The sequence below is a fragment of the Pseudomonas sp. B33.4 genome (genome assembly GCF_034555375.1).
Taxonomy (GTDB): domain Bacteria; phylum Pseudomonadota; class Gammaproteobacteria; order Pseudomonadales; family Pseudomonadaceae; genus Aquipseudomonas.
On the sequence record NZ_CP140706.1, the window covers coordinates 2711757 to 2735855 of the forward strand.

Consider the following 24099-nt stretch of genomic DNA (forward strand, 5'->3'; position numbering starts at 1 on the left):
GATCCCATGACTCAGATTCTCGGTCACAACTACATCGGCGGTCAGCGCAGTGCGGCTGGCGACGTCAAACTGCAATCGGTCGATGCAACGACGGGCGAGCAACTGCCGCACGATTTCATTCAGGCCACCGCCGAAGAAGTCGACGCCGCCGCTAAAGCCGCCGCTGCCGCATATCCTGCTTATCGCAGCCTCAGTGCCGAACGCCGCGCGCAGTTTCTCGATGCGATCGCCGATGAACTGGACGCGCTCGGTGATGATTTCGTCGCCGTGGTCTGCCGCGAAACGGCGTTGCCAGCTGGACGGATTCAAGGTGAGCGCGGGCGTACCAGCGGGCAGATGCGTCTGTTCGCCAAAGTGCTGCGTCGCGGTGATTTTTACGGTGCGCGGATTGATCTGCCACTGCCGGATCGTCAGCCGTTGCCACGTCCGGATCTGCGCCAATACCGCATTGGTCTTGGCCCGGTGGCGGTGTTCGGCGCAAGCAACTTTCCGTTGGCATTTTCCACCGCTGGCGGCGACACCGCCTCGGCACTGGCTGCCGGTTGCCCGGTGGTGTTCAAGGCCCACAGCGGTCACATGGCCACGGCTGAACTGGTCGCCGATGCACTGATCCGCGCCGCTGAAAAAACCGCCATGCCGGCGGGCGTGTTCAACATGATCTACGGCGGTGGCGTCGGTGAGTGGCTGGTCAAGCACCCGGCGATTCAGGCCGTCGGTTTCACCGGTTCGCTCAAGGGTGGCCGGGCACTGTGCGACATGGCCGCCGCGCGCCCGCAGCCGATCCCGGTATTTGCCGAGATGTCGAGCATCAACCCGGTGATCATGCTGCCGCAGGCGCTCGCCGAGCGTTCGGAAACCGTCGCCCGCGACCTGACCGCTTCGGTGGTGCAGGGCTGTGGCCAGTTCTGTACCAATCCCGGTCTGGTGATCGGCATCCGTTCGCCGCAGTTCAGCGCGTTCGTGCAGCAGGTCGCCGGTTTGATCGGCGATCAACCGGCGCAAACCATGCTCAATGCCGGCACCCTCGGCAGCTACGGCAAAGGCTTGCAGAAGCTGCTGGCGCATTCCGGCATTGAACATCTGGCGGGTAATCCGCAGCAGGGCAATCAGGCGCAGCCGCAGTTGTTCAAGGCCGATGCCAGCCTGTTGATCAATAGCGATGAAGTGCTGCAGGAAGAGGTGTTCGGCCCGACCACGGTGATTGTCGAAGTGGCGGACAAGGCGCAACTCAGCGCTGCGCTGCATGGCCTGCACGGGCAACTCACCGCGACGATCATTGGCGAGCTGGCGGACTTCGAACGTTTCCCTGAATTGACGCCACTTCTGGAACAGAAGGTCGGGCGGATTCTGCTTAACGGCTATCCGACCGGTGTCGAGGTGTGTGATTCGATGGTGCACGGCGGGCCGTATCCGGCGACGTCGGATGCTCGTGGCACTTCGGTAGGCACGCTGGCCATCGACCGTTTCCTGCGCCCGGTGTGCTTCCAGAACTACCCGGACAGCTTGCTACCGGAGCCGCTGAAAAACGCCAACCCGCTGCGCATCCAGCGCCTGGTCGACGGCAAGCCATCACGCGACGCGCTCTAATCCACACCGCAAATCACTGTGGGAGCTGGCTTGCCAGCGATGACGGCGGCACATCCAATATAGATGTGACTGACAGATTGCTATCGCTGGCAAGCCAGCTCCCACAGGAGTTCTGCATCGTCAATGAGCTATCATTGGCCCTTTCCCCCCTAGAAAGACTGTTTGCCATGACTGCCCAAACCCTTCTCAACGCCCTCGAACACTGCGGTATGGTCGAAATCGACGGCCTGCATGCCTTCGAATTCGCCCTCGACGAAGACGACAACCTGCACATCGAATGCATTGATGGCCGAGCGGCCAAACATTGGGAGTTCACCCCGGCGCAGATCGAAGCAGCGACGTTTGACGAAGACCTGCAGAGCTGGCTGGTCATTGGTTATGCCAGCGACACCAAAACCACTGGCGAACACCGCCTGGTCTGCCTCGGCGATGTAGTCAGCAGCAGCGACGATGAGGATGACACTGATGAAAATGCGTAAATTCTGGCCGCTGCTGATGGCTGGCAGCGTCGGCGCCATGGGCCTGTCCACGGCCTCTGCAGAAAACTTCCAGTTGCTGGTCGGCTCCTACACCGCCAACACCAGTCAGGGCCTCTATCGAATGAACTTCGACAGCGCTACTGGCCAGATCGCCGCCAAACCGTTGCAAGTGGTCAAGAGCGAAAACCCGTCGTGGCTGACCCTGTCCAAAGACCAGCATCGTCTGTTTGTGGTCAATGAAAACGGCCCGGGCCAGAAAGACCCGGTCGGCCGCGTCAGCAGCTATTCGATCGATCCGAAAACCCACGCCCTGACCCTGATCAATCAGGTGCAGAGCCTGGGCAACGAACCGACCCATTCGAGCCTCAGCGGTGACGCCAGCCACTTGTTCGTCAGCAACTATTCGGTGGTGGAAGATCCGGGTGGAACGCTGGCGGTATTGCCGGTCGGTGCCGACGGCAAACTCAAACCCGTCGTGCAGATGAGCGCGCACCCGGCCAGCCGCGTCAATCCGGAGCGTCAGGCCTCGAACCACGTGCACTCGACTGTTTCCTCGCCGGACGGTCGCTACGTGTTCTCCAATGACTTGGGCGCGGACAAGGTGTTCATTTACCAGTTCGACCCGAAAGCCAACCCGGAGCTGCCGTTGACCCCGGCGAAAACCGCTTCGGTCGCCATGCCCGCCGGCAGCGGCCCGCGCCATCTGCTGTTCAGCGCTGATGGCAAACACGCCTGGCTGACCATGGAAATGAGCGCGCAGGTCGCGGTGTTCGACTATAACGACGGCGTGCTGACCCAGACGCAACTGGTCGATCTGGCTGCCGGCCAGCCGACTTCGGACAAGGCCGGTGCGGCGCTGCATGCCTCGGCGGATGGCAAGTTCCTCTACGTCAGCAACCGTGGCACCGCCAATCAACTGGTGGTGTTCGCGATTGATCCGGCGAGCGGCCAGCTCAAAGAGCTGCAAAAGCGCTCGGTGGAAGGTGATCACCCGCGCGAATTCAGCCTCGATCCGAGCGGTAAGTTTCTGCTGATCGCCAACCAGAAGAGCAACGAAATTGTCGTCGTCGAGCGCGATGGCAAGACCGGTCTGCTCGGCAAAACCGTGCAGAAACTGCCGATGGATGCGCCAAGCGACCTCAAGTTTCTAGTGCGACAATAAGCCACAGGCCCCGATTTACGGGGCCTGTCTCTTTGTATTAATTGCGCTGATATCCGGTAATGCTACAAAGCATTTCAAGCGATCAACCCTCGAGCGTTAAGTTTGCTTCACGGCCCAACCGGGCAAACAAGCCAACCGAACACGAGGGTTACCGCCATGAACTTCAATCTCTTCTCCGTGATTGCCGCTTCCGCCATCTCCGCCACCGTGGTACTGCCAGCCAGTGCCAACGTTGAAATCGCCAGCAAAAAATCCCACACCCAGAGCTACACCCAGAAATACCTGCAACAAAGCGCCAACTTCTACGCTGCGCTGGATCACAAAGCCCAACACTGAAATGCGCATTGCGCACAACTCCCTGTAGGCGCTGCCGAAGGCTGCGATCTTTTGATCTTGTTTTTTAAAAGCAAAATCAAAAGATCGCAGCCTCCGGCAGCTCCTACACGTGTGCGTGTGTTTTTCGCAGCACGATAGGTTTGTTCAAACACGCAAATAGACTGGCTAAATAATCAACGAAGCTGATGTTTACTATGGAAAACCCTGAGTGGTTGCCACGGCTTTTTTGATCGATTCTGTGGACATCGAAACATGCCCACGGGAGAACACCATGGCCAGCGCAATCCTTCATTCAGCCAAACGCGGCGCCTACCTGGCCATCGGTCTTTACCTGGCCGTGGTGCTGGTCGTCAGCATCGCCTCGCAAATGGAACACAGCTTCGACGCACCGATTCAAGTCGCCCATCCCGGCATCCAGTTCGAAGTCCGCTCGCAAAGCGTGATGGTCGAACGGGCCGAACTCGCGGGAGTCGGCGGAGCATGAAAGGCTACAGACTCTGGGTAGTCGCCGGTTTGGCGTTTTTCACCAACGGCGCTTCATTATTGGGTATCGGCCAAGGCTCGGTGGGAGCATTGGCCCGGGCCATAGAGGCCAATCACAGCATCGCGCACAACATCGAACGGGCGAATACGCTGGGGCTGATGGCCGGCAATCCACCGGTGAAAGTCTCGGCCGATTTTCTCGGCCCGTTCGAAGTGGATTGCATGGCACTCGGCATGTGCCAAGCGCTGGCTTGACCCTGTAGGAGCTGCCGAAGGCTGCGATCTTTTAAAGGCAAGATCAAAAGATCGCAGCCTTCGGCAGCTCCTACATGAGTTACTTCTTCATGATCGAAGTGAAGAGCTCGGATTCGAGGAAGCGCTGCAACCAGGCTTGTAAGCGAACATAAGGCGTCTGCGCAAACCACTCGCGATCCACATGGGCAAACTGCCGAACGAAGGGCAGCAGGGCGATATCCGCCAGGCTCGGATGATCGGCCAGAAGATAATCGCGATCGTTGAGCAGCACTTCCAGCCGCTGCAAATACACCGCGCCTTCAGCCCGATAAACCTCCATCGGCTGCTCGGGATAACGCTCGGCATACTTGTAGCGATTCAACTGCACCTTGAACCCCTGATCATTCGCCTCGATCAGCTCAGCAATCCGTGAATCGCCAGCAAGCAACCAACCTTGCGGATCATTCTGCGCCAACGCCCAGCGCATGATCTCCAGGCTCTCATCAATCACTCGCCCACCCGCATCCAGCACCGGCACCGTGCCCTTGGGCGAGATCGCCAGCATCTCGGCCGGTTTCGCCTTGAGGCTGACTTCAACAATGTCCACCGGCACGCCCGAATAACGCAACGCCATCCGCGCCCGCATCGCGTAAGGGCAGCGGCGGAAGGAATACAGCGTGTTCATTTCACCTCCAATGTGCTCAAACCATTGCCTTGGCGCTGCACCTGAATCTGCACCGGAATCCGTTCGTGCATTTCCTGCACATGGGAAATCACCGCGACCTTGCGACCCTGCGCCTGCAAGCCATCGAGCGCATCCATCGCCAGTTGCAGCGACTCCGGATCGAGGCTGCCGAAGCCTTCGTCGATAAACAGCGATTCGATTTTCAGCGTACTCGACGCCATCGACGCCAGACCCAGCGCCAGGGCCAGCGACACCAGGAACGTTTCACCGCCAGACAACGAATGCACCGAGCGCAGTTCGTCGCCCATTTCCGTGTCCATCACCAGCAGGCCAAGCATGCTGCCACCGCGCTTGAGGCGATAGCGTTTGACCAGTTGGCGCAGTTGCACGTTGGCGTGATGCACCAGCAAGTCGAGGTTGTAGGCCTGGGCGATCTTGCGGAAGGTGTCTCCGGTGGCCGAGCCGATCAAGGCACTGAGTCGCGCCCAGCGTTGATATTCGGCATACGCCGAAGCGATCTGCTGCGCGAGCGCCTGATTGGCGTTCTGCCGGCGCTGATCTTCAACCTGTTCGGCACGCAGTTCGGCGCATTGCTGTTCGCTGACATTGCACTGATTCTGCAAATCGCTCAGGGCCGTGGTCAGTTGCTCGGCATCAAGATTGCCGTTGTGTTGCGCCTGGTGATCGAGCAACAACCGAGCACGCTCCTGCAGCAATACCATGGCCTGTTCGATGGCTTTTTCGTTGAGCTGCAAGCGCTGGCGCAATTGTGCGACTTGCTCATCATCGACTCGCAACAAGTCTTCGAGGCCGCCGTCATCCAGCTCCGGATGACGAGCGCGCCAGTCGGCAATCTTGCTCGCCAGATCCTTTTCCTCGCTGTCCAGCGCCTGCAAACGCTGTTGCTGCGCCTTGAGTTCAGCGGCGATCTGCACAATCTGCGTGCGTACGTTCTGGAGGTCCTGAGCGGTGCCGGTTTCGGCGGCGCGCTCTTGTTCCACAGCCTGTTCCAGTTGCTGCTGCCAGTGCTCGGCGCTGCGGTGGTCGCCAAGCAATTGCGCAAGTTTCTGCTGGCAGCGTTGCTGCTGTTCGGCCAGCGCATTGAACTGTTGCTCAGCCGTTTGCGCTTGCTGGAGGCGGGTCTGCTGACGGTCCTGCTCTTTCTCCAGCGTTTGCTGACGCTGTTGCTGCTCGGTCAGTTCTTCTTTCTGTTGATCGAGTTGCGCCAGACGCTCGGCGATCTGTCGGTCGAGTTGCATGAAGGTCGCCGCCGGCTCACGACGCAAGGCCTCAAGGGTCTCGGCCGGCAGCACATTGCCGAACGCCGTCAGTTCCTCGTCGAGGCGCTGCCGGTCACTGCTCAATTCGCGCTGCTGATTGCTCAAATGCTGCGCGGCCTGCTGGTGCGCGGTTTCCGCCTGACGCAATTGCTGGGTCAGCCGCGCGGCATCCTGTTGCAGGGTGAGCAGGGCGTTCTGGCGTTGTTCGTCCTGAGTGATGCTCTGGTTCAGTTGCTCGTTTTGCCGGGCGAGCCAGGCATCGCGCTTGTCGGCGTCCTGATTGAACAACTGCGTGGACAGCGGATGCGCGTCGAGGCTCGGCGCCAACGCTTGCTGCTGGGTGGCCAGTTGTTCCTGCTGTTGCAGCAATTCTTTCTGCTGAGCAATGACGCCACCGACTTCAGCGCGCAGCTCGATGAGTTTTTCCTTGAGCTGATCGACCACCTGCTGAGCATTGGCCTGCTCGCTTTCATCGTGGCGACCGAGGCTTTGCAGCAGCGCTTCGGGCTGATGATACGGATGCTCGTTGCTGCCACAGACCGGGCATGGCTGATCGTCCTGCAACTGCGCACGCAATTCTTCGACACTGGCACTGCGCGCCAGACGCTGGCGTTCAAGCAGTTCGCGAGTGACGTTGAGAGTTTGCTCGGCGACGGTCAGCTCGGCTTTGGTTTTCACGCCGTCCTGAGTCAGTCGTTCGCGTTCCTGCTGGGCGCTGAGCTGGCGCTGTTGCAACTCGGCGTTGCGTTTGTCCAGGTCCTGATGCGTGGCCCACAGGCGCGACAGATCTTCGAACAGCCGCAGTTGTTTGCGGTTTTCCTGCAGCAGCGTGCCAAGGATGCCGATCTGCTCGGCGACCGCATCCGGTTCCGCGCCAGCCTCTTTGAACAACACCTCAAGTTGCTGTTTCTGCGTGGTCAGCTCTGAGGCACTGCGCGCGGCGTTCTCTTCGAGACTCGCCAGTTCCGCCTGACCCTTGTTCAGGCGATTGCCGATCAGCATCAGCTGTTGCAGGCGATCGCGATAGGCATTCCACGCGTCGCTCAATGGCGCCAGATGAGTGCTTTGCTCAAGCTCGGCGGCGATGCGTTGCAGGCGCTCGCCGACCTGGGTCTGTTTTTCCAGCAAGGCTTGAATGGCGTTCTGGCCTTCGTTACAAGCCTGCTGCGCATTGGCTTTGGCTTCAGCATAAGCGGCGACTTCTTTGGCCAGGCGGGCGAGGGTGCTTTGTTCTTCGAAGGCCTGACGCAACAGCGGCGCGTTTTCCGACTGGCGCTGCTGCGTTTCGCTCAGGGCGACTTTTGCCGCTTCGAGGTTGTGCTCCAGTTGCGTCTGGCGCTCGGTCAGCTCCGTGTGTTGCTGCGTGTGCGCAGCAATCTGTGCAGCCAACGGCGCCAACAGCGCATCAAGTTCGGTTTTACGCGCGAACTGATGCCGCTGCGGGCCGAGCTGCTCCAGTCGCGTCAGTTTCACCCGTTCGCCGGCCAGACTTTCCGATTGCTGCTGTGCACCGTGCAATTGCTCGGTGGCCGCTTGCTGCGCGTCCTGCAACACACGCAAATCCTTGAGCCAGCCGTGCTGTTGCTCAAGCTGTTTGAGCTGCGCCTGTTGCAGTTTCAGCTGTTGTTGCGCAGCGTTGAAGCGCTCGTCCAGTTCGGCCCGGGCTTCGGGTGCCAGCGGGGTGACGCCAGTCGCTTGATCCTGCAACAGTTTGTGCGCTTCGCGAGCCTCTTTGGTCTTGTCGAAGGCGCGGCGGCCGAGGCGGGTGTACAGCGCGGTGTCCGTGAGTTTTTCCAGCAGTTCGCTGCGGTCGTTGTCGTCAGCCTTGAGGAACGCGCTGAACTCGCTCTGCGCCAGCAATACAGCGCGGGTGAACTGTTCGAAGTTCAGGCCGAGTGCGGCTTCCAGTTGCGTTTTGTATTCGCCTTTCTGACTGGCGAGCAGTTGATCCTGATCGATGTCGCGCAGGCTCTGACGGCTGGCCTGCAGCTTGCCGCCGGCCTTCTCACGCGCACGGTTGGCTTCCCAGCGCGCCCGATAGCGACGGCCATCGACACCGACAAAATCCACTTCGGCATAGCCTTCGCCGGTGCCGCGACGCAGCAGAGTGCGCGGGTCGCCGGTGGCGATTTCGCCGTCAGCGTCCGGGACTTTGGCGTCACGCCCGGTGTTGTTCAAACGCGGGACGGCGCCGAACAGCGCCAGACACAGCGCGTCGAGCAGGGTGCTTTTACCGGCGCCGGTCGGGCCGGTGATTGCAAACAGGCCAGCGCTGGCCAACGGCTCAGCGGTGAAATCGATCTCGAACGGGCCGGCCAGCGAAGCGAGGTTCTTCAAGCGTATGGCGAGAATCTTCATGGCTGCTCGCCCTCCAGTTGCACGTCTTGCAAGAGTTCGCCGAAGTCCTTCAACGTCTGCTCATCGACCTCACTGCCGTAGTTGTCGAGCCAGGCGCGGCTGAACAGTTCCTGCGGGGTGAGTTGGTCGAGTTCGATCAGCGCGGTGCCATCTTCGACGCCGTCAGCACCACGATTGCCGGCGTATTCGGCGGCGATGCGCACCAGGCGCACGGCTTTGCCTTGCAGGGCGCTTTCGACTTGATGGCGCAAATCCGGCTGCGGCTCGTCGAGGGTTACGCGCACTTCCAGCCACGGTTGCCGCTGGGTTTCGGCGAGGAGATCAATGTTCGGCAGGTCCGCCAGTTGCAGCAGGATTTCGGCCAGCGGTGCCGGGCCGATGCGTTGCAGATTGACCGAGCGCGGGACCAGTTTTGGCTCGACGCTGACCAGGTTTTCGCCGTCGAGGGTGACGTCGAGAATCTGGTGCTGATAGCCGATCTCAGAGAATGACAACGGGATCGGCGAGCCGCTGTAGCGAATGCGCTCTTCACCGTTGACCTTCTGCGGCTTGTGCAAATGGCCGAGGGCGACATAGCTGATGCTCGGCCCGAACAGGCTGGCGGGCAGGGCTTCGGCGTTGCCGATGATCAGGCTGCGTTCGGAGTCTTCCGACACCGAGCCGCCGGCCATGTGTGCGTGGCTGATCGCAATCAGCGCCTGACCGGGTTGGCGCTTGGCGTTGGCCGCTTCGATCAGCCATTCGTGCACCTGACCGATGCCACGCAAATAGTTGTCGCCCAGATGCGCGCCAGTCACCTCCGCCGGGCGCAGAAACGGCAGCGCCAGGCACCACGCTGCAATTTCTCCGGTTTTATCCGGCAACGGCAGCAGCAGGCGTTCGGCATCCAGTTGCCCGTCATCCAGCCATAGCACCCGACCCAGCGCATGCGTGCGCAAACGGCGCATCAGCGGCGCGGGCAGTTCGATCCGTGAACCGGAATCGTGGTTGCCGGCGATCATCACGATGGTCAGCAATGGCTGCTGTTCGTGGGCGCTGACGATGAAGTCGTAGAGGCGTTCCTGGGCTTTGACCGGCGGATTGACCGTGTCGAAGATGTCCCCGGCAATCAGCAGCACATCCGGCTGCGCCAGTTGCAGTTGGCGCAGCAGCCATTCGAGGAAGCACGCATGCTCGAAATCGCGCTCCTGGCCGTGCAGGTTTTGCCCAAGGTGCCAGTCGGAGGTGTGGAACAGACGCAAGGTGGACTCCGCAACGTTTAAAGAGGTGATGGCCGCGAGGAAATGATGGGCGGCGAAAGAGGGGAGAGTTTACAGATTATTGCGGTAGGAGGGCTTGTTGTGCGAGCCAGCGACTGTTCGCGCAGGCACGGTTTGGCTGATAGCACTCATCGAATGCGTTGTTTTGGTGCATCCATTAATTGACGCCAAAATAGTGGCCATCTAATATTGCGCCACTATTTTGATATTAGTGCGCTGCTGAGAAGGTGCGATCGGACCTTCCACGATCTGGCCGGTGATCGACTGTCATTAGGTGATCTACCTTTCTTCTCGTCATTGCACTGACCGGCCCCCAAGTGCGTGCCTGTCAGGAAGTAGCGCCTGCCATCAATCCAACTATTACTGCCCGTTGTAAAGAGATCTTCAACATGGACGTTCGCCAGTACGCCTTCCTCGCCCTTCAGCCTGCTGCTGCCGTGAAAAAACGCGAGTCTTTCCTTGGCATGCCCAAGCGCGGCCTGGCGTTCCTGTTGGCGAACGTGATGTTCTGGCAACCGATGTGGGCGCAGGCCGACGGCATCGTGGTGGCCAGCCCGAATACTTCTTTGGATCGCGCCGGCAATGGCGTGCCGATCATCAATATTGCTACGCCCAATGCCAGTGGCCTGTCGCACAACCAGTTTCACGATTACAACGTTGGCGCGCAGGGCGTCATCCTCAATAACGGATCGACTCAGACCACCGCCACGCAATTGGGTGGCCATATCATCGGCAACCCGAATCTGAAAAACAGCGGTTCGGCGCAAGCGATTCTCAACGAAGTCATCAGCGGCAACCCGAGCCAGTTGCGCGGCTACACCGAAGTGGCGGGGCAGTCGGCGCGGGTGATCGTCGCCAACCCTTATGGCATTACCTGCAACGGTTGCGGTTTCATCAACTCGCCGCGCGTGACCCTGACCACCGGCAAACCGGTGCTCGACAACGGTCGGCTGGATCGCTTTCAGGTTGATCAGGGTTCGGTGGCTATCGAAGGCGCGGGCCTCAACGCGACCAACGTTGACCGTTTCGAAATCATCACCCGCAGCGCAAAGATCAACGCGCAACTTCAGGCGCAGAACCTGACCATCGTTGCCGGTCGCAACGACGTCAATGCACAGACCCTGAATGCCACCGCCCGCGCTGAGGACGGCAGCGCCAAACCGCAACTGGCCATCGACTCCTCGGCGCTCGGCGGCATGTACGCCGGCGCGATCAAACTGGTCGGTACCGAAGCAGGCGTCGGGGTGAAACTCGACGGCAAGCTGATTGCCAGCGGTGGCGATATTCAGCTCGATGCCAACGGCCAGTTGAGTCTGGCCGATACCTCGGCGACCGGCGCCGTCAATGTCAAAGCCGCGAGCCTTGATGCGCAAAGTCCGATCTACGCCGGCACCGCGCTGAACGTGCAAACCCAGGGCAACCTGACCAACCGTCAGACCCTCGCGGCCCGCGACAGCATCAGCCTCAGCGCGGGCGGCCAACTGACCAACGCCGGCACCATCGAAGCCGGCGTCAATGCCGACGGCAGCCGAAATGCCAACGGCGACCTGAGTATCACCGCGCAGAACCTCGACAACACTGGCAAAAGCCTCACCGCCAGCCGCAACCTGACGGTCAACACCGCGCAAACCCTCAATAACCAGCGCGGTACGCTGAGCGCGCAAACTGCCGCCGTTAGCGCCGGCACGCTGGACAACAGCGACGGTGGCAAGGTGCAGACCAGCGCCCACCTGAAACTGAATACCGGCCGGGTGAACAATGCGCACGGAGTGATTTCCGCCGACGGGCTCGACATCAACGCACTGAGCCTGAACAACCGAGAGGGGGTCGTCACCAGTGACAGCGATCTTCACCTGACCCTGGAGCAGTCGCTGGACAATCATTCGGGTGAAGTGTCCAGTGCTGGTGTTTCCCGAGTCGACGCAAACCGAGTGGACAACACCTCCGGCCTGATGACAGGTACCGATCAGTTGACCCTGGCAGTGAAGAGCGACCTGATCAACCATCTGGGCGTACTGGGAGCTGGCGGCGGTTTGCAGATCAATGCCGACAACCTGGACAACAGCAGCGCCGGCAAGATCCTCAGTGAGTCTGGCGTGGATTTGCGCGTCAACAGGGTGTTGGATAACCGCAACAACGGGCTGATCAGCGCCGGCAATACGTTGCAACTGCAGGCCCTCGACGTTGATAACCGCGGTGGCAGTCTGACCGGTAAACAACGGGTGGCCTTGACCAGCACCACGCTGGACAACCGTGGCGCCAGGCTCACGGCTGACGGTGATCTGCAGTTGCGGGTCGATCAGTTGGACAACCGCCAGCAAGGCCTTGTCAATGCTCAGGGGACACTCGATTTTCAGGGAACACTGCTCAACAATCAGCAAGGTGTACTGGGAGCTGTAGGCCCCTTGTACCTGCAAGTGAAAACACTGGATAACACTGGCGGGCGGATTTCCAGCAGCGCCGATCTGACGGCGCACGCAGACCGTTTGAGTCAGCAATCCGGCAAGTTGATGGCGTTGGGTAATCTCAGCCTTTTCGGGACTTATCTGGATAATCAGTCAGGTGGTCTGATCGGGGCGACAAAAGCGCTGAAGCTCAATGTCGATGTACTCGACAATCGGGGCGGCGAAATTTCTGCCGGTGCCAATATTGATGTGTCCGGTACCCAACTGGATAACAGCAACCAGGGCAAAGTCCTCGCGGGTTCGGATCTCGGGCTTCGGGTAGCGCGTGTCATCAATCAGGCTCAAGGGCTACTGCGTGGTAAAGGTGCGGTGCTTATCAAGGGCCAGCATCTGGATAACACCCAGGGCCAGCTTCTGGGACAGCAAAGTGTAAACATCGATCTGAGCGCTGAACTCGACAACACCCGAGGCAAGTTGGCCAGTGCCGGATCGCTGGTACTCAATTCTGGCGCAGCACTGATTAATCAGGAGGGCGTGCTGACCTCCGAGGCTGGCGTGTCGATCAGCAGTGCGAGTCTCGATAACCATGCAGGTGAAATCAGCTCCCGGGCGGATCTGAAGCTGGTCACCGGCGACCTCAATAACACGTTGGGTGGTCGCTTGATCAGCAACGACCGACTGGACCTGGTGGCCGGTCAGGTCAGCAACGGGCTGGACAGTCGAATCGCCAGCGATAATGCCTTGATCGCCAGTGTGACCGGGCTGGATCAGCAAGGCGGGCAGTTATTCAGCAAGCATTCGTTGAGTCTGGACCTCAACCAGGGCCGGTTAAGCAATCAGGGGCTGATCAACGCCCCTTTGCTGGTGCTGAAAAACCTTGCAACGGTGGATAACCACGCCGGTGAGATCTCCAGTGCCCAAGGGTTCACCCTCAACGCCGCGAGCCTGGATAACAGCAATGGCAAACTCATCAGCAATCAGGCTCTGACGATACGGATCGAGCAGGCACTGGTGAATGCCAAAGGTCTGATTTCCGCTTCTGCCTTGAATCAGCACAGCGCGAGCCTGGACAACAGCGAGGGCTTGTTGAGCAGCCGGGGTGAGCTGAATGTTGACGTTGATGATGAGTTTGTTAACCGCAACGGTTCGGTCGTTGGCGACGGTCACACACGACTGACAGCGCAGCAACTCAACAACGACAATGGCAAGGTGTCCAGCAAGGGCGACCTCAGTGGCCGTTTCACTGATGTCAGTAATCAGAGTGGTTCGCTGACCACCTTGGGCATGCTCAAGCTGGATGCGGGCACTTTGCACAATCAGAAGGAAGGCCTGTTGGGTGGGGTTGCCGGTGGCGTACTGAACATTGGTGCGCTGGACAACCGGGGCGGGGAAATTACCAGCAACGGCTCCCTCCAACTGACGGGACTGAAGCTGGACAACAGTGACTCAGGGCAGATATCCGCCTCGGGCTGGCTGCACCTGACGGTAGATGAAGTGCTCAACCGCAACCAAGGTCGCCTGGCTGCACAGACAGGGCTGAGCCTGCTGGGTACTACGTTGACCAATACTGGTGGCAGCCTGAGCAGCCAGCAGAATCTCGATGTGCAACTTCTCGGCAATCTTGATAACGGGCAGGGAGAACTGAGCAGCGAAGGGCTGTTGACGGTGAGCGCGGCCAGCCTGAGTAACCGGCTTGGCATTCTGACCAGCGCTCGCAATCTGGCAGTCAGCACAATGCAGGGGTTGGACAATCAGGGCGGCGAGATAGTGACCGACGCAGCCTTGAAGTTGCAGGCGGGTCGCGTCGATAACAGTCATGGCGGCACGCTCAGTAGCAGGGCTGCGATGGTGGTTGGCACGGGTGATTTCAACAACAGCAATGCAGGTAACGTCAGTAGCGCCTCAACGCTCGATATTCGCGCACAGCAACTGAGCAATAACGCTGGTGGACGCATCACCAGCAGCGGTGACTTGAGTGTCATTGCCAGCGGCCTCGATCAGCAAGGGGGCAAGCTGTTCAGTGAAGCATCGGTCTCTCTGGATCTGAACGGCGGTCAACTGGATAACCGCAGTGGACTTATCAACGGCCCTTTGCTCCTGCTGAAAAATCTGAAAGCTGTCGATAACCGCGGTGGTGAGATTTCCAGCGTGCAGGGTTTTTCCCTGAATACTGAAAACCTGGACAACGACAACGGCAAGATCCTCAGCCAGCAAGGTTTGATCTTGCGCATTGAGCAGGCGTTGAACAACGCCAAAGGGCTGATCGCAGCTCAGTCGCTGGACGGGCATGCGGCCAGGCTGGACAACGAGGGTGGCACGCTTTCCAGTCGCAGCGACTTGACGCTGGGTGTTGATGGTCTGCTCATCAATCGCAGCAAGGGGCTGATCACTGCTGACGGCAACCTCACCCTTGCGAGCAACGGTCTGGACAACCAGCAAGGTACGTTGCTGGGCACTGCCATTGGCATCGATCTGGGCAGTGTTGCTGCCGACCTGAACAACGCGGCAGGTTTGATCACTACAGCAGGCGAGTTGAGCATCAAGCACCTGCGTGACCTCAATAACCAGGGCGGAGAAATCTCCACCAGTCAAAACCTGCAGTTGGGTGCACGAGTCCTCGATAACGGTAGCGGCAAGCTGCTCAGCAACGGCACCCTGCAACTGCAGGCTGGCAGTGTGATCAACCAGAGAGGCCTGTTATCGGGATGGCAAGGTCTCGAAGTCGCTGCGGATGATTTGGACAACCGTAACAACGGCACGCTTTCCAGTCGCGATGGCAACGTTGATGTGCGTGTCGCCAACACTCTGCTCAACAGTGCTGGGGGGGCGCTGGTCAGCCACCAAGCGCTGACTGTTGCAGCCAACAGTCTCGACAATCGGGACAAGGGCATCGTGTCCAGCGGCGCCGGGCAGGTCCTGACGATCGGCGCAGCGCTGCGCAATGGCCAAGGCGGCCTGATCAACAGTGCGACGACACTGAGTGTGCAGGCCAGAGAAGTGGATAACGACGGCGGTACGATCGGCGCTGGTGAGGCGATTGATATCACCACTGCAACGCTGGATAACACCGCCGGAACCTTGATTGGCAAGGATGCGCTGACCCTGAATCTGCTGGGTGTGTTGACCAATACCCAAGGCAAATTGGCCAGCGCAGGCGACTTGCTGATCCGTGGGGCCAGTCAAGTCGACAATCAGGGAGGGCAACTGGCAAGCCAGCACTTGTTGACCCTGTTGACCGGCGGCCTGGACAACCGTAATCGAGGCACTGTTGCCGCCGCACAGGCGCTGGATATCCGCGCCGACGGTGCTGTGCAGAACGGTAATGGGGGGCTGATTTACAGCCAGAAGGCCGGTTTGCAACTCAAGGCGGCCAGTCTTGAGAACGCCGACGGCGCGGTGCAGAGCGAAAAGGGTCTTGTGCTCGATGTGAGCGGGAAACTCGACAACCAGCGCGGCAAGATCATCGCCCAGTCGGGCGATGTCACCCTGGGCGCCACCTCCGTGGATAACCGTGGAGGGACGCTCGCCAGTCTTGCTGGCACTCTTGAAGTACAGACCACAGGCGCCCTGCGCAATGGTTACGACCTGAGTCAGAACCGCCAGGGCGGCATCATTCAGGCGCAACGCCTGAGTTTCACCAGCGCCAGTCTGGATAACAACGGTGGCCGCGTTTCCGCGCAGAATAATGACATCTCCATCACCACTGGCAATTTCGACAACCGTAACGGTGGGCTTTATGGTCAGGGCGCTGTTCGCATTTCGGCCAACGATTTCCTCAATACCGGAGACATTCCGGGCCAGGTGGCAGGCCGGCAAGTCGATTTCAGCCTGACCGGCTTGCTGGATAATCGTCTTGGTGTTATCGAAAGCGATGGCCAGTTGAAGGTCAGTGCCGCGAGCCTGAACAACCAGGGCGGACAATTGCGGGCGTTGGGTAAAACAGGCAAAACCGAGTTCCAGATTGGTGGGCTTTTCGATAATCGCAATGGTCGTCTCGAAACTGCGAACTATGACCTGACACTCAATGCCGGCAACTTCCAGAATGCGGGCGGCCATGTATTGCATGCGGGAATCGGTACATTCGATATCAGCATGGCCAACCTCACGCAGGCGGGCGGTGATCTGCTCACCCGGGGTGGCCTGACGCTGGCTGCCGATAGCTGGACCAACAGTGGCGTGATCCAGGCCGGACGTCTGACGGTCAATGTCAACACGCTCAATCAGACAGCGGGTGGCCAACTGTTGGCCTCCGACAGCTTTGTTGGCAGTGGTGGGAACTGGAACAACGATGGGCTCATTGCCAGTGATGGCAGCCTTGGATTGACCCTTGGCGGCGTGTACAGCGGCAATGGCCGAGCCAGTAGCAAGGGCATTTTTGTCCTTGGGGCCGGGCAAGTGAATCTGACGGCAACTGCCAGTCTTGCCGGCGGGGACGCCACCACACTCAACGTCGGTGGCGTGCTCGGCAATCAGGGGCGAATCAGTTCGGCAGGTGGGCTGACCATCAATGCAGGCGGGGTGAACAACTACGGCACCGTGGCCAGCAATCAGAACTTGCGGCTCAATGCCGGCAACGTTTTAAACGATCACGGGTTGCTGTTCAGTGGCGCCGCGATGTCCCTGTTGACCAATGATCTGGTCAATAAATATGGCGACGTCTACAGCATGGATAACCTGACGGTCGCCAGGGACGACGCCGGTAACTGGACCAATCGCCTGGAAAATATTTCTGGAAATATCCAGAGTTCGGGCGACATGTTGCTAAGGGCCTCCACCCTGGAAAACCGCAAGGATTTCTTCAAGGTGACTTCCCAGCTGACTTCAGGGGCGATCGGCCTGCGCCAGACGGGCAATCAGTCCGGCCATATGGTTTTGATGGAGAACTACGAAACCAAGGTCGAAGCCGACTCGGCCGCGGCCAACATCTCGGCGGGTCGTAACCTCGACATCGCAGGTGGGACCCTGACCAACTCAGCCTCGGTGATCACCGCCGGAGCGAACCTGACCGCCAACCTTTCCAGCTTTACCAATGCCGGCGCGACGCTGGGCACTTACTCCACACTCAAGTCCTTTGCGTTGCCGGAGGTCCGCAAAGACAAGGCAATCATCCAGCTGTGGCGCTCGTTCATGGAATACAACGCGGTCAATGATCCTTCCTATAAAGGGCCGGTTGGCAAGCAATTGGCAGCGTTTCGCTCTTGGGATGTGAACTGGAACGAGTCTGTCGTGACACCGAGAGTGTCTGTCGCTACCGGGGGGAGCCAACACACAAATATCTATTTCGGCTGGAAACATTACACAAGCTCGAGTGGCCCGGAACAATTCCGCAGTTATTCGCCAGCGCCGGCGTACAACAAGGCCAACCCCGCGCCGCTCCCGGCTGCCTTGCAGAACGTCACGTTCTTCGACAACAAGACCATCACCGGCCCTGGCGTGGCGGGTGATGCTACCGCCGTCGTTCAGGCCGGCGGCAGTCTGACGATCAATGCCACGAAAAACCTGACTAACAGCGTCGAGCGAGCAGGCCAGCCGGTTTCTCTGAAGAACGGCCGTACGTATGAGTCCACCCTGCCAGGCGCTCCGTCGGTAACGGTCATTAACGTACAGTCCCATTTGCCACCGGATCTGGCGCAGCAACAAGTCAATCCGTTAGCCCTCTCGGGATTCACCTTGCCCCAAGGCCAGAACGGTCTGTTTCGTTTGAGCGGCCAGACGTCGACGGTGGCGGGTAACGCCGGACCGGATTTGCGCATGGGCAGCGCGACGATCAGCGTCGGTAAACACGAACCAGGATTTCCCGCCAGACCGACGACTGCGATCAAGGCAGTGGATGCGGCTTCATCTACCGCGAGCAGCCTGGCGATTGATAGGGTCAGCAAAGGCTTCAATGTCGACGACGCCGCCTCAAAACTCAGTGCGGCAATGGCCGGCAACAGCGCGACTCAGACAGCCATTCCCAAACGTTCAATGACAGCCGCCGATTCGCCTTTCAGTGCGCAGAATCTGAACCGGGTGCAAGGTCTGCCAGATACCAGTGTTCGCAGCAATCCACATAAATACCTGATTGAAACCAATCCGGTACTGACAGACCTCAAGCAGTTCATGAGCTCGGATTACTTGCTGGCCAATCTCGGCTACGACCCTGATATCAGCGCCAAACGTCTGGGCGACGGTCTGTACGAGCAGCGATTGATTCAGCAAGCCGTTGTCGCCCGCACCGGGCAACGCTTTATCGATGGCCAGACGTCGGACGAGAAACTGTTCAAATACTTGATGGACAACGCCATCAAGAGCAAGGATCAACTCAATCTGGCAATGGGCGTCAGCCTGTCGGCCGAACAGGTGACAGCGCTGACCCATGACATCGTGTGGCTAGAAAAGCATGAGGTGAACGGAGAGTCCGTGCTTGTCCCTGTGCTTTATCTGGCGCAGGCCAACAATCGCCTGGCGCCCAATGGTGCATTGATTGCCGGTAACGACATCAACTTGATTGCCGGGCAGGATCTGAACAACGTCGGTACGTTGCGGGCAACCAACAACCTGTCCGCCACAGCGGGGAACAACCTGGTCAACAGTGGACTGATCGAGGCGGGCAATCGTCTGGACCTGCTGGCGACAAACGATCTGATCAATGCTGCAGGCGGGATCATTTCCGGTCGCGATGTCAGCATCACGGCCACCCAGGGTGATCTGATCAACGAACGCAACGTCATCCAGAGCCAGACCACCTTCGGCGGCACGACGCTGCAACGCAGCTATCTCGACACCGCCGCCAGAATAGAAGCGGCAAACAATCTGAGCCTGACCGCGGGAAGAGATGTCAGCAACCTCGGTAGCGAGATCAAGAGCATTGGCGATACGACGATCAAGGCTGGGCGTGACGTCAATATCACGGCCCTTGAGCGGCATGACGGTCTGAGTATCGGATCGCATTCGCGCACCAGCACGGTGGTGCAGAACGGTGCGGTTGTGGACGTGGGAGGTAATCTGAAAGTCAATGCCGGTCGTGACATCACCGCCATTGCAAGCCAGATAGCTGCCCAACGCGACATTACGATGGCGGCCACCGGTGACTTGACCCTTTCCTCGGCAGCGAACGAGCAGCACACCTACAACAAGAGCAAAAAGGTCACCACTTCAACGGACAAAATCACCCAGGTTTCCACGACGGTGCAAAGTGGCGGCAATGTTTCCTTGAGCGCCGGTAATGACATGGAGATTGTCGCCAGCCGGATTGAAGGGGGTGGTGACGTCGATATCGATGCCGGGCGGGATCTGCTCGTGACCTCGGCCAAGGACGAAGATGCTTCGTTCTATCTCAAGAAAAGCAAAGGCTCATTCGGTCGCAAAAAGACGACCCAAAAGGAAAGCTACGACAGCACCAACGTCGCCTCGGTGATCGAGGCTGGACGCAATCTGACCGTCAACGCCAGCCTGTCGGACAAGGGCGGTGTTTCCCTGGAGGGAGGGCACGATGTCACGGTGATCGGTAGTCAGTTGAAAGCCGGAAACAATGTGGTTCTGGGCGCGTTGAACGATATCTCGGTGCTCTCGGCGACTGACGAACACAGTGATTTCAGCAAGACCACTAAAAAGGGCTCCTTCGGTCTCTCCAAAAGTGGCAAAAGTGCGGTCAACTCCAGCACCCGTCAAGTCGCCAGCCAGTTGCAGGCAGGCAATGACATCGTCGTTGCTTCGGGTAAAGACTTCCTCCTCCGGGGCAGTACTGCTGCAGCGGGCAACGATGCCGAGTTCCGTGCCGGTCTGGTGGATGACACCGGCGACATCAATCTGATTTCGGCCAATGACACGGACTACAGCCGAAGCGAAGCCTATAAAAAGAAAACCGGTCTTTCGGTCTCGGGTGGCTTCCTTTCCCTTTCTTCGGCCAAAGAAGCAGGGCGGCTGGGTGAAGGTAACACCAGCGTGGGCAGCCTGGTCACGGCTGGCCGTGACACGATCCTCAGTGCCGAGCGCGATATCAATATGGTGGGCAGCGGTATCGACGCTGGCCGTCATGTCAGCATGGACGCCGGCCGGGACGTCAACGTCCTGGCGGCAGCCAATGACCGTGCCGAGCAGGCATGGTCGAAGTCCAGGCAGACAGGCATCGGCATTTCCAGTGATGACAATGGCGTGGGTTTCTTTGCCGGTGTCGATGGCCTCAAGGAAAAGAATCGACGCGAACAGCAGACCGGTGCCGCCAGCCAGATCAGTGCGGGGCAGGATCTGACCGTCAACGCCAAGCGCGATATCAATCAGATTGGCTCGGACCTACAGGCCAGTAACGATATCGACCTGACTGCCGGTCGCAACATCAACATCGATGCCGGCCGCGAAACCCTGTTGGTAGAACAGCAACGCGAGACCGAGCGCAACGGTCTGGGCGTGCGTATCGACCACAACTATGGCCAGACGAAAGACGCAGTCAACGGTGCGGGCAAGGGCGAGGACAATGTCAGCAAGGGCTCCAGTACCCTCAAGGCCGTGGACGGCATCAGCCAGTTCCTCTCCGGGCCGACAGCAGACGTCAAGTTCGGCAACAGCAAGCAGAGCAGCAGTCAGCAGACCATCGAGCAGAGCAGCCGATCGTCGACGCTGAATGCCGGTCACGATCTGAACCTCAATGCCAAGAACGACGTAACGGTAAAAGGGGCGAAATTCCTCGCCGGACGCGACATCAATGTCGTCGGTCGTGACGTCACGTTCGATGTGGCCAAGGGCAGTGTCAACCAGGACAGCACGCAGCGCGAAAGTTGGGGCGGTATCCATGGCGGCACCAGTGGCGGCTTCAAGATCGGCATCGGTGGCAGCTATGGCATCGCCACTGAAGACGGCTCACATGGCACGTCTACGCCGACGCAACTGGGCGCCGGCCGGGACGTCAACTTGCAAGCTAACCATGATCTGAATCTGATCGGTACCCAGGTCACTGCTCGCCGGGATATCGAGCTTAATGCCTTCAACGATCTCAATATCCGCTCGGCGCAGAATGACAACAGCAGCGATAGCAACCGGCACAACGGTGGCGGCGAAGTGGGTCTGGTGTTCGGTTCCGAAGGTGTTGGCGTTTACGCCAGTGTCAGCATGGGCAAAGGCGATCTGGAGCGCGAGGGCAACCGCCAGCAAGAGGCTTACCTCTACGCCGGCGACCGCTTGGGTTTCACCAGCGGCAAGGACACCAATATCGCCGGCGCCACGTTGCGCGGCGATGAGGTGAATGGTCGAGTGGGCGGCGATCTGAATGTTTCGTCTGTGGCCGACACCGGAAAAGTGAAGGGTAAAGAGTTCGATATCAGCGTGACCGCCACATTTGGTCCGGCGCCCGGTGTCAGTGGTTCGGTCGGCTACGGCCAAACCACGGGCAAGACCAAATGGATCGAACAGCAAACCACTATCACCGGTAAAAACAAGGTTGATATCCGCACCGAAAATCACACCCAGCTGGACGGTGCGCTGATCGCTGCCGACAACGGCAATCTGAAACTGGATACCGGCACACTGGGCTTCAGTGACATTGCCGGTTCCGACAGGGAGCATGGTTACTACCTCAACGCAGGTGGCAGTTATACAAAAGGAAAGAGCGGTGCTGCGCAGGACTCCAGCCAATTAAGTAAAGGCAATGAAGGCGAGAACGGCTGGAGCGTCAGCGGCTGGAAATACGACAAGGACCGCGAACAGATCGTACGAGGCACCGTCGGCGCCGGCGAAATTGTGGTGCGCCAAGATGCCGGGACCGGCAAGGATTCGACAGTCGGTTTGAATCGCGATGTCGACAAGGGCTACGAAATTACCAAGGACAAGGAGTCACGTACCGATCTGTACGTGAGCAAATCGTCCCTTGAGGCCGTAGCGGATCCTTCCGGCACGTTGCAGGCCTGGGCAGAGAAAATTGAGAACTACGCGGACGCAACGCAAGGTTCCTTTGAGGCAGCGCTCAGCCTGATTACCGGACCGGTCAACGTAGTGGGTCAGGCCTGGAACAATCTTCAGGCACAGCGAGTATCGCTGGATGAAGTTCCAGCGACAGCGCGCAAGGACCTGGGTGACGACCTGGCCCTGAACATCGCGAAGAATCTGGTTCGAAATGGCGGGAAGCCGGGAGATATCAATAATCTGAAACCGGAGGATGTCGCGGTCATCCGTAAATACGCCAAGGTGTTTGCCGAATTTGCCAAGTGCAGCGATTCAGGCGGGTGTGGTGCTGATGGCGATAAACCGGGGAATCCGGACGTTAACAAGTACCGCGATAACAACAAAAACAACCTGACCACTTTGCTCAAGGATTTGCGTCCAGGCACCCCGGGCGGCAAGTTGTTGGCTGAGACTGAGCGGTTACAGAGCTTCATGGATGGACTGCACAAGGAGGAGGCCCAGTTGCTGGCTCTGGGTATCCAGGCAGCGATGGGCCCGGCAAAAATGGCTCTTGGTCTTGCCGGAAATGTTCTGATCGCCAAGTTGTTTGGCGACAAAATAGACGCGGCCAAAGACGCCATTTCCAAAGGCATTGCCAGTGAACTGAGCGGTGAGGACAAAGACCGGCTGGAGCACAGTGACAACACCTTTAAAACGATGTTTGCCGCTGGAGCGACCGAACAGCAGGGCGACATCTATGTACGCGGCGCAACTACTCTGCTGAACATCGCCTTGGGCACCGCAGCCAACATGGCAGGCAGTGTCACTGGCAAGGTCTTCAGTGTCGCGGGTAACAAGGGCACTACCGGCGGGAAACTTACCGATCCGATTGAACCCAAGCACCCGGGCTGGGCAAATGAGTTTGGTGATACTCCGGGCAAAGGATGGGTAGACGGGCCAACGGTCAAACCTCCTGTTTCGCCAGTGCATGGTGACGGGGCGAAACCCCACGTCGAGGCGGTGGTAAAAGTCGAGACTGCCAAGTCCGTCAAAGGCAGTCATGAATATGAACTGCTCAACAATCCTGCTGCCAGAAGCCCCAACACCCGTTATGAGCTGGATAATGGCAATACGTTTACGACCAACAGTAAGGGTATGGTGGAAGAGCTGACGTTCACCCCGACCAAAGAGAAGGTGCCTCGGGACTCAAGGCAGACGGAGGCGGGTAAAGAAGGGCGGGATAGCGACGTGGGCGGGCATGCTCAGGCATGCAGCCAGGGCGGAACCTGCGATCAGTATAATCTCTTCCCACAGGACAAGAACTTCAACAATTCGGCCTACAAAGTGTTCTATGAAAACAGGGTCAGAGAGGCGCTGGACGATCCTGCCCGCACTGTAGGGCCGACGACAGTCAAGTTTGAGCGTGCTGATCCCGGCTCAATACGACCTGATTCGCTAATATTGACGTACATCATTGACGGTAAACCAAAAACCGTGACTTTCAAAAATGAAGCCCATCAAACTCCGGAGGTAAGCGGGTGATTACTGAAGATTTCGAACTCGTCAAAGAGATTTTTAAACTTGTTGAAGCGGGAATTATTCAAGGTTATGACGCCTTTCGGTATAGCGTTGAGTGGGGGGGTAATTACATGGAGGCCGACCTCGCCGTTGAAAGAAATGGCGCAGAAATCTGGGACGCTGAAACTGATTTCAATAATTCGAAAATCTATGCGCTTGTAGAAAAGTTACATGAGAATGCAGACGCTCGCGGCGAGCCATGGACATCCTTTGTCCTGTCTTATCGCGAAGGCGAACAAGTGAAAACGAAATTCAAGTATTGATCCGGGGGACGCCGCATTTCCGCGTTCCGGGTAACGAACGGGTGGCTCTGGCCACCTGTCGTTTATCTGACCAGCGCAGCAAGACAGACCCAGAGTGATGCCTGTCTATCCAGTCCGAAGGGGGAGTTTCGTCGT

General features: G+C 58.8%; 11 protein-coding genes. 8 read left to right on the forward strand and 3 right to left on the reverse strand.

What is annotated here, in order from left to right; all coding sequences use genetic code 11:
* Positions 1 to 6: 6 nt before the first annotated feature.
* From U6037_RS12060 to U6037_RS12085, 6 genes are all read left to right on the forward strand, one after another.
* Positions 7 to 1587 (forward strand): aldehyde dehydrogenase (NADP(+)), encoded by a 1581-nt coding sequence (locus U6037_RS12060; protein ID WP_322846902.1) that lies wholly within the window; start codon positions 7 to 9, stop codon positions 1585 to 1587.
* Positions 1588 to 1754: 167 nt separating this feature from the next.
* Positions 1755 to 2066 (forward strand): DUF5629 family protein, encoded by a 312-nt coding sequence (locus tag U6037_RS12065; RefSeq protein WP_322846903.1) that lies wholly within the window; start codon positions 1755 to 1757, stop codon positions 2064 to 2066.
* Entirely contained in the window at positions 2053 to 3228 is a 1176-nt protein-coding gene (locus tag U6037_RS12070; protein ID WP_322846904.1) for a lactonase family protein, read from the forward strand. Before U6037_RS12065 ends, U6037_RS12070 begins: the two co-directional genes overlap by 14 nt.
* Positions 3229 to 3384: 156 nt before the next feature.
* Complete coding sequence (locus U6037_RS12075) at positions 3385 to 3564, forward strand: hypothetical protein (protein WP_122594286.1); 180 nt, start codon at positions 3385 to 3387, stop codon at positions 3562 to 3564.
* A 271-nt stretch (positions 3565 to 3835) separates the two neighbouring features.
* Positions 3836 to 4048: a hypothetical protein gene (locus tag U6037_RS12080; RefSeq protein WP_322846905.1), complete on the forward strand. Its 213-nt coding sequence runs from the start codon at positions 3836 to 3838 to the stop codon at positions 4046 to 4048.
* Positions 4045 to 4302, forward strand: coding sequence for a hypothetical protein (locus U6037_RS12085; RefSeq protein ID WP_123593797.1), 258 nt, complete (start codon positions 4045 to 4047; stop codon positions 4300 to 4302). The genes U6037_RS12080 and U6037_RS12085 overlap by 4 nt, the downstream gene beginning before the upstream one ends.
* A gap of 79 nt (positions 4303 to 4381) precedes the next feature.
* On the opposite strand, the gene U6037_RS12090 is transcribed toward U6037_RS12085, so the two are convergent.
* Genes U6037_RS12090 through U6037_RS12100 form a run of 3 tightly spaced genes read right to left on the reverse strand, consistent with a single transcriptional unit; the run spans position 4382 to position 9845 of the window.
* On the reverse strand, positions 4382 to 4966 hold the full coding sequence (locus U6037_RS12090) for a glutathione S-transferase (RefSeq protein ID WP_322846906.1): 585 nt from the start codon (positions 4964 to 4966) through the stop codon (positions 4382 to 4384).
* A complete protein-coding gene (locus U6037_RS12095) occupies positions 4963 to 8604 on the reverse strand; it encodes an AAA family ATPase (protein WP_322846907.1) in 3642 nt (1213 codons plus the stop codon). Before U6037_RS12095 ends, U6037_RS12090 begins: the two co-directional genes overlap by 4 nt.
* A complete protein-coding gene (locus U6037_RS12100) occupies positions 8601 to 9845 on the reverse strand; it encodes an exonuclease SbcCD subunit D C-terminal domain-containing protein (protein WP_322846908.1) in 1245 nt (414 codons plus the stop codon). The genes U6037_RS12095 and U6037_RS12100 overlap by 4 nt, the downstream gene beginning before the upstream one ends.
* Before the next feature lie 407 nt (positions 9846 to 10252).
* Here U6037_RS12100 and U6037_RS12105 point away from each other — a divergent pair, with 407 nt between their 5' ends.
* Together U6037_RS12105 and U6037_RS12110 are read left to right on the forward strand one after the other, a co-directional pair.
* The gene (locus U6037_RS12105; RefSeq protein ID WP_322846909.1) at positions 10253 to 23665 is read left to right on the forward strand and encodes a hemagglutinin repeat-containing protein; all 13413 of its coding nucleotides are present in this window, start codon (positions 10253 to 10255) and stop codon (positions 23663 to 23665) included.
* The gene (locus U6037_RS12110) at positions 23662 to 23964 is read left to right on the forward strand and encodes a hypothetical protein (protein WP_322846910.1); all 303 of its coding nucleotides are present in this window, start codon (positions 23662 to 23664) and stop codon (positions 23962 to 23964) included. Before U6037_RS12105 ends, U6037_RS12110 begins: the two co-directional genes overlap by 4 nt.
* Positions 23965 to 24099: the final 135 nt, after the last annotated feature.

Excerpts from the sequence above, each read along its gene's own strand:
- U6037_RS12085 (WP_123593797.1), top strand. The coding sequence starts at position 4,045 with ATGAAAGGCTACAGACTCTGGGTAGTCGCCGGTTTGGCGTTTTTCACC.
- U6037_RS12095 (WP_322846907.1), bottom strand. The coding sequence starts at position 8,604 with ATGAAGATTCTCGCCATACGCTTGAAGAACCTCGCTTCGCTGGCCGGC.
- U6037_RS12060 (WP_322846902.1), top strand. The coding sequence starts at position 7 with ATGACTCAGATTCTCGGTCACAACTACATCGGCGGTCAGCGCAGTGCG.
- U6037_RS12090 (WP_322846906.1), bottom strand. The coding sequence starts at position 4,966 with ATGAACACGCTGTATTCCTTCCGCCGCTGCCCTTACGCGATGCGGGCG.
- U6037_RS12080 (WP_322846905.1), top strand. The coding sequence starts at position 3,836 with ATGGCCAGCGCAATCCTTCATTCAGCCAAACGCGGCGCCTACCTGGCC.
- U6037_RS12105 (WP_322846909.1), top strand. The coding sequence starts at position 10,253 with ATGGACGTTCGCCAGTACGCCTTCCTCGCCCTTCAGCCTGCTGCTGCC.
- U6037_RS12075 (WP_122594286.1), top strand. The coding sequence starts at position 3,385 with ATGAACTTCAATCTCTTCTCCGTGATTGCCGCTTCCGCCATCTCCGCC.
- U6037_RS12065 (WP_322846903.1), top strand. The coding sequence starts at position 1,755 with ATGACTGCCCAAACCCTTCTCAACGCCCTCGAACACTGCGGTATGGTC.
- U6037_RS12070 (WP_322846904.1), top strand. The coding sequence starts at position 2,053 with ATGAAAATGCGTAAATTCTGGCCGCTGCTGATGGCTGGCAGCGTCGGC.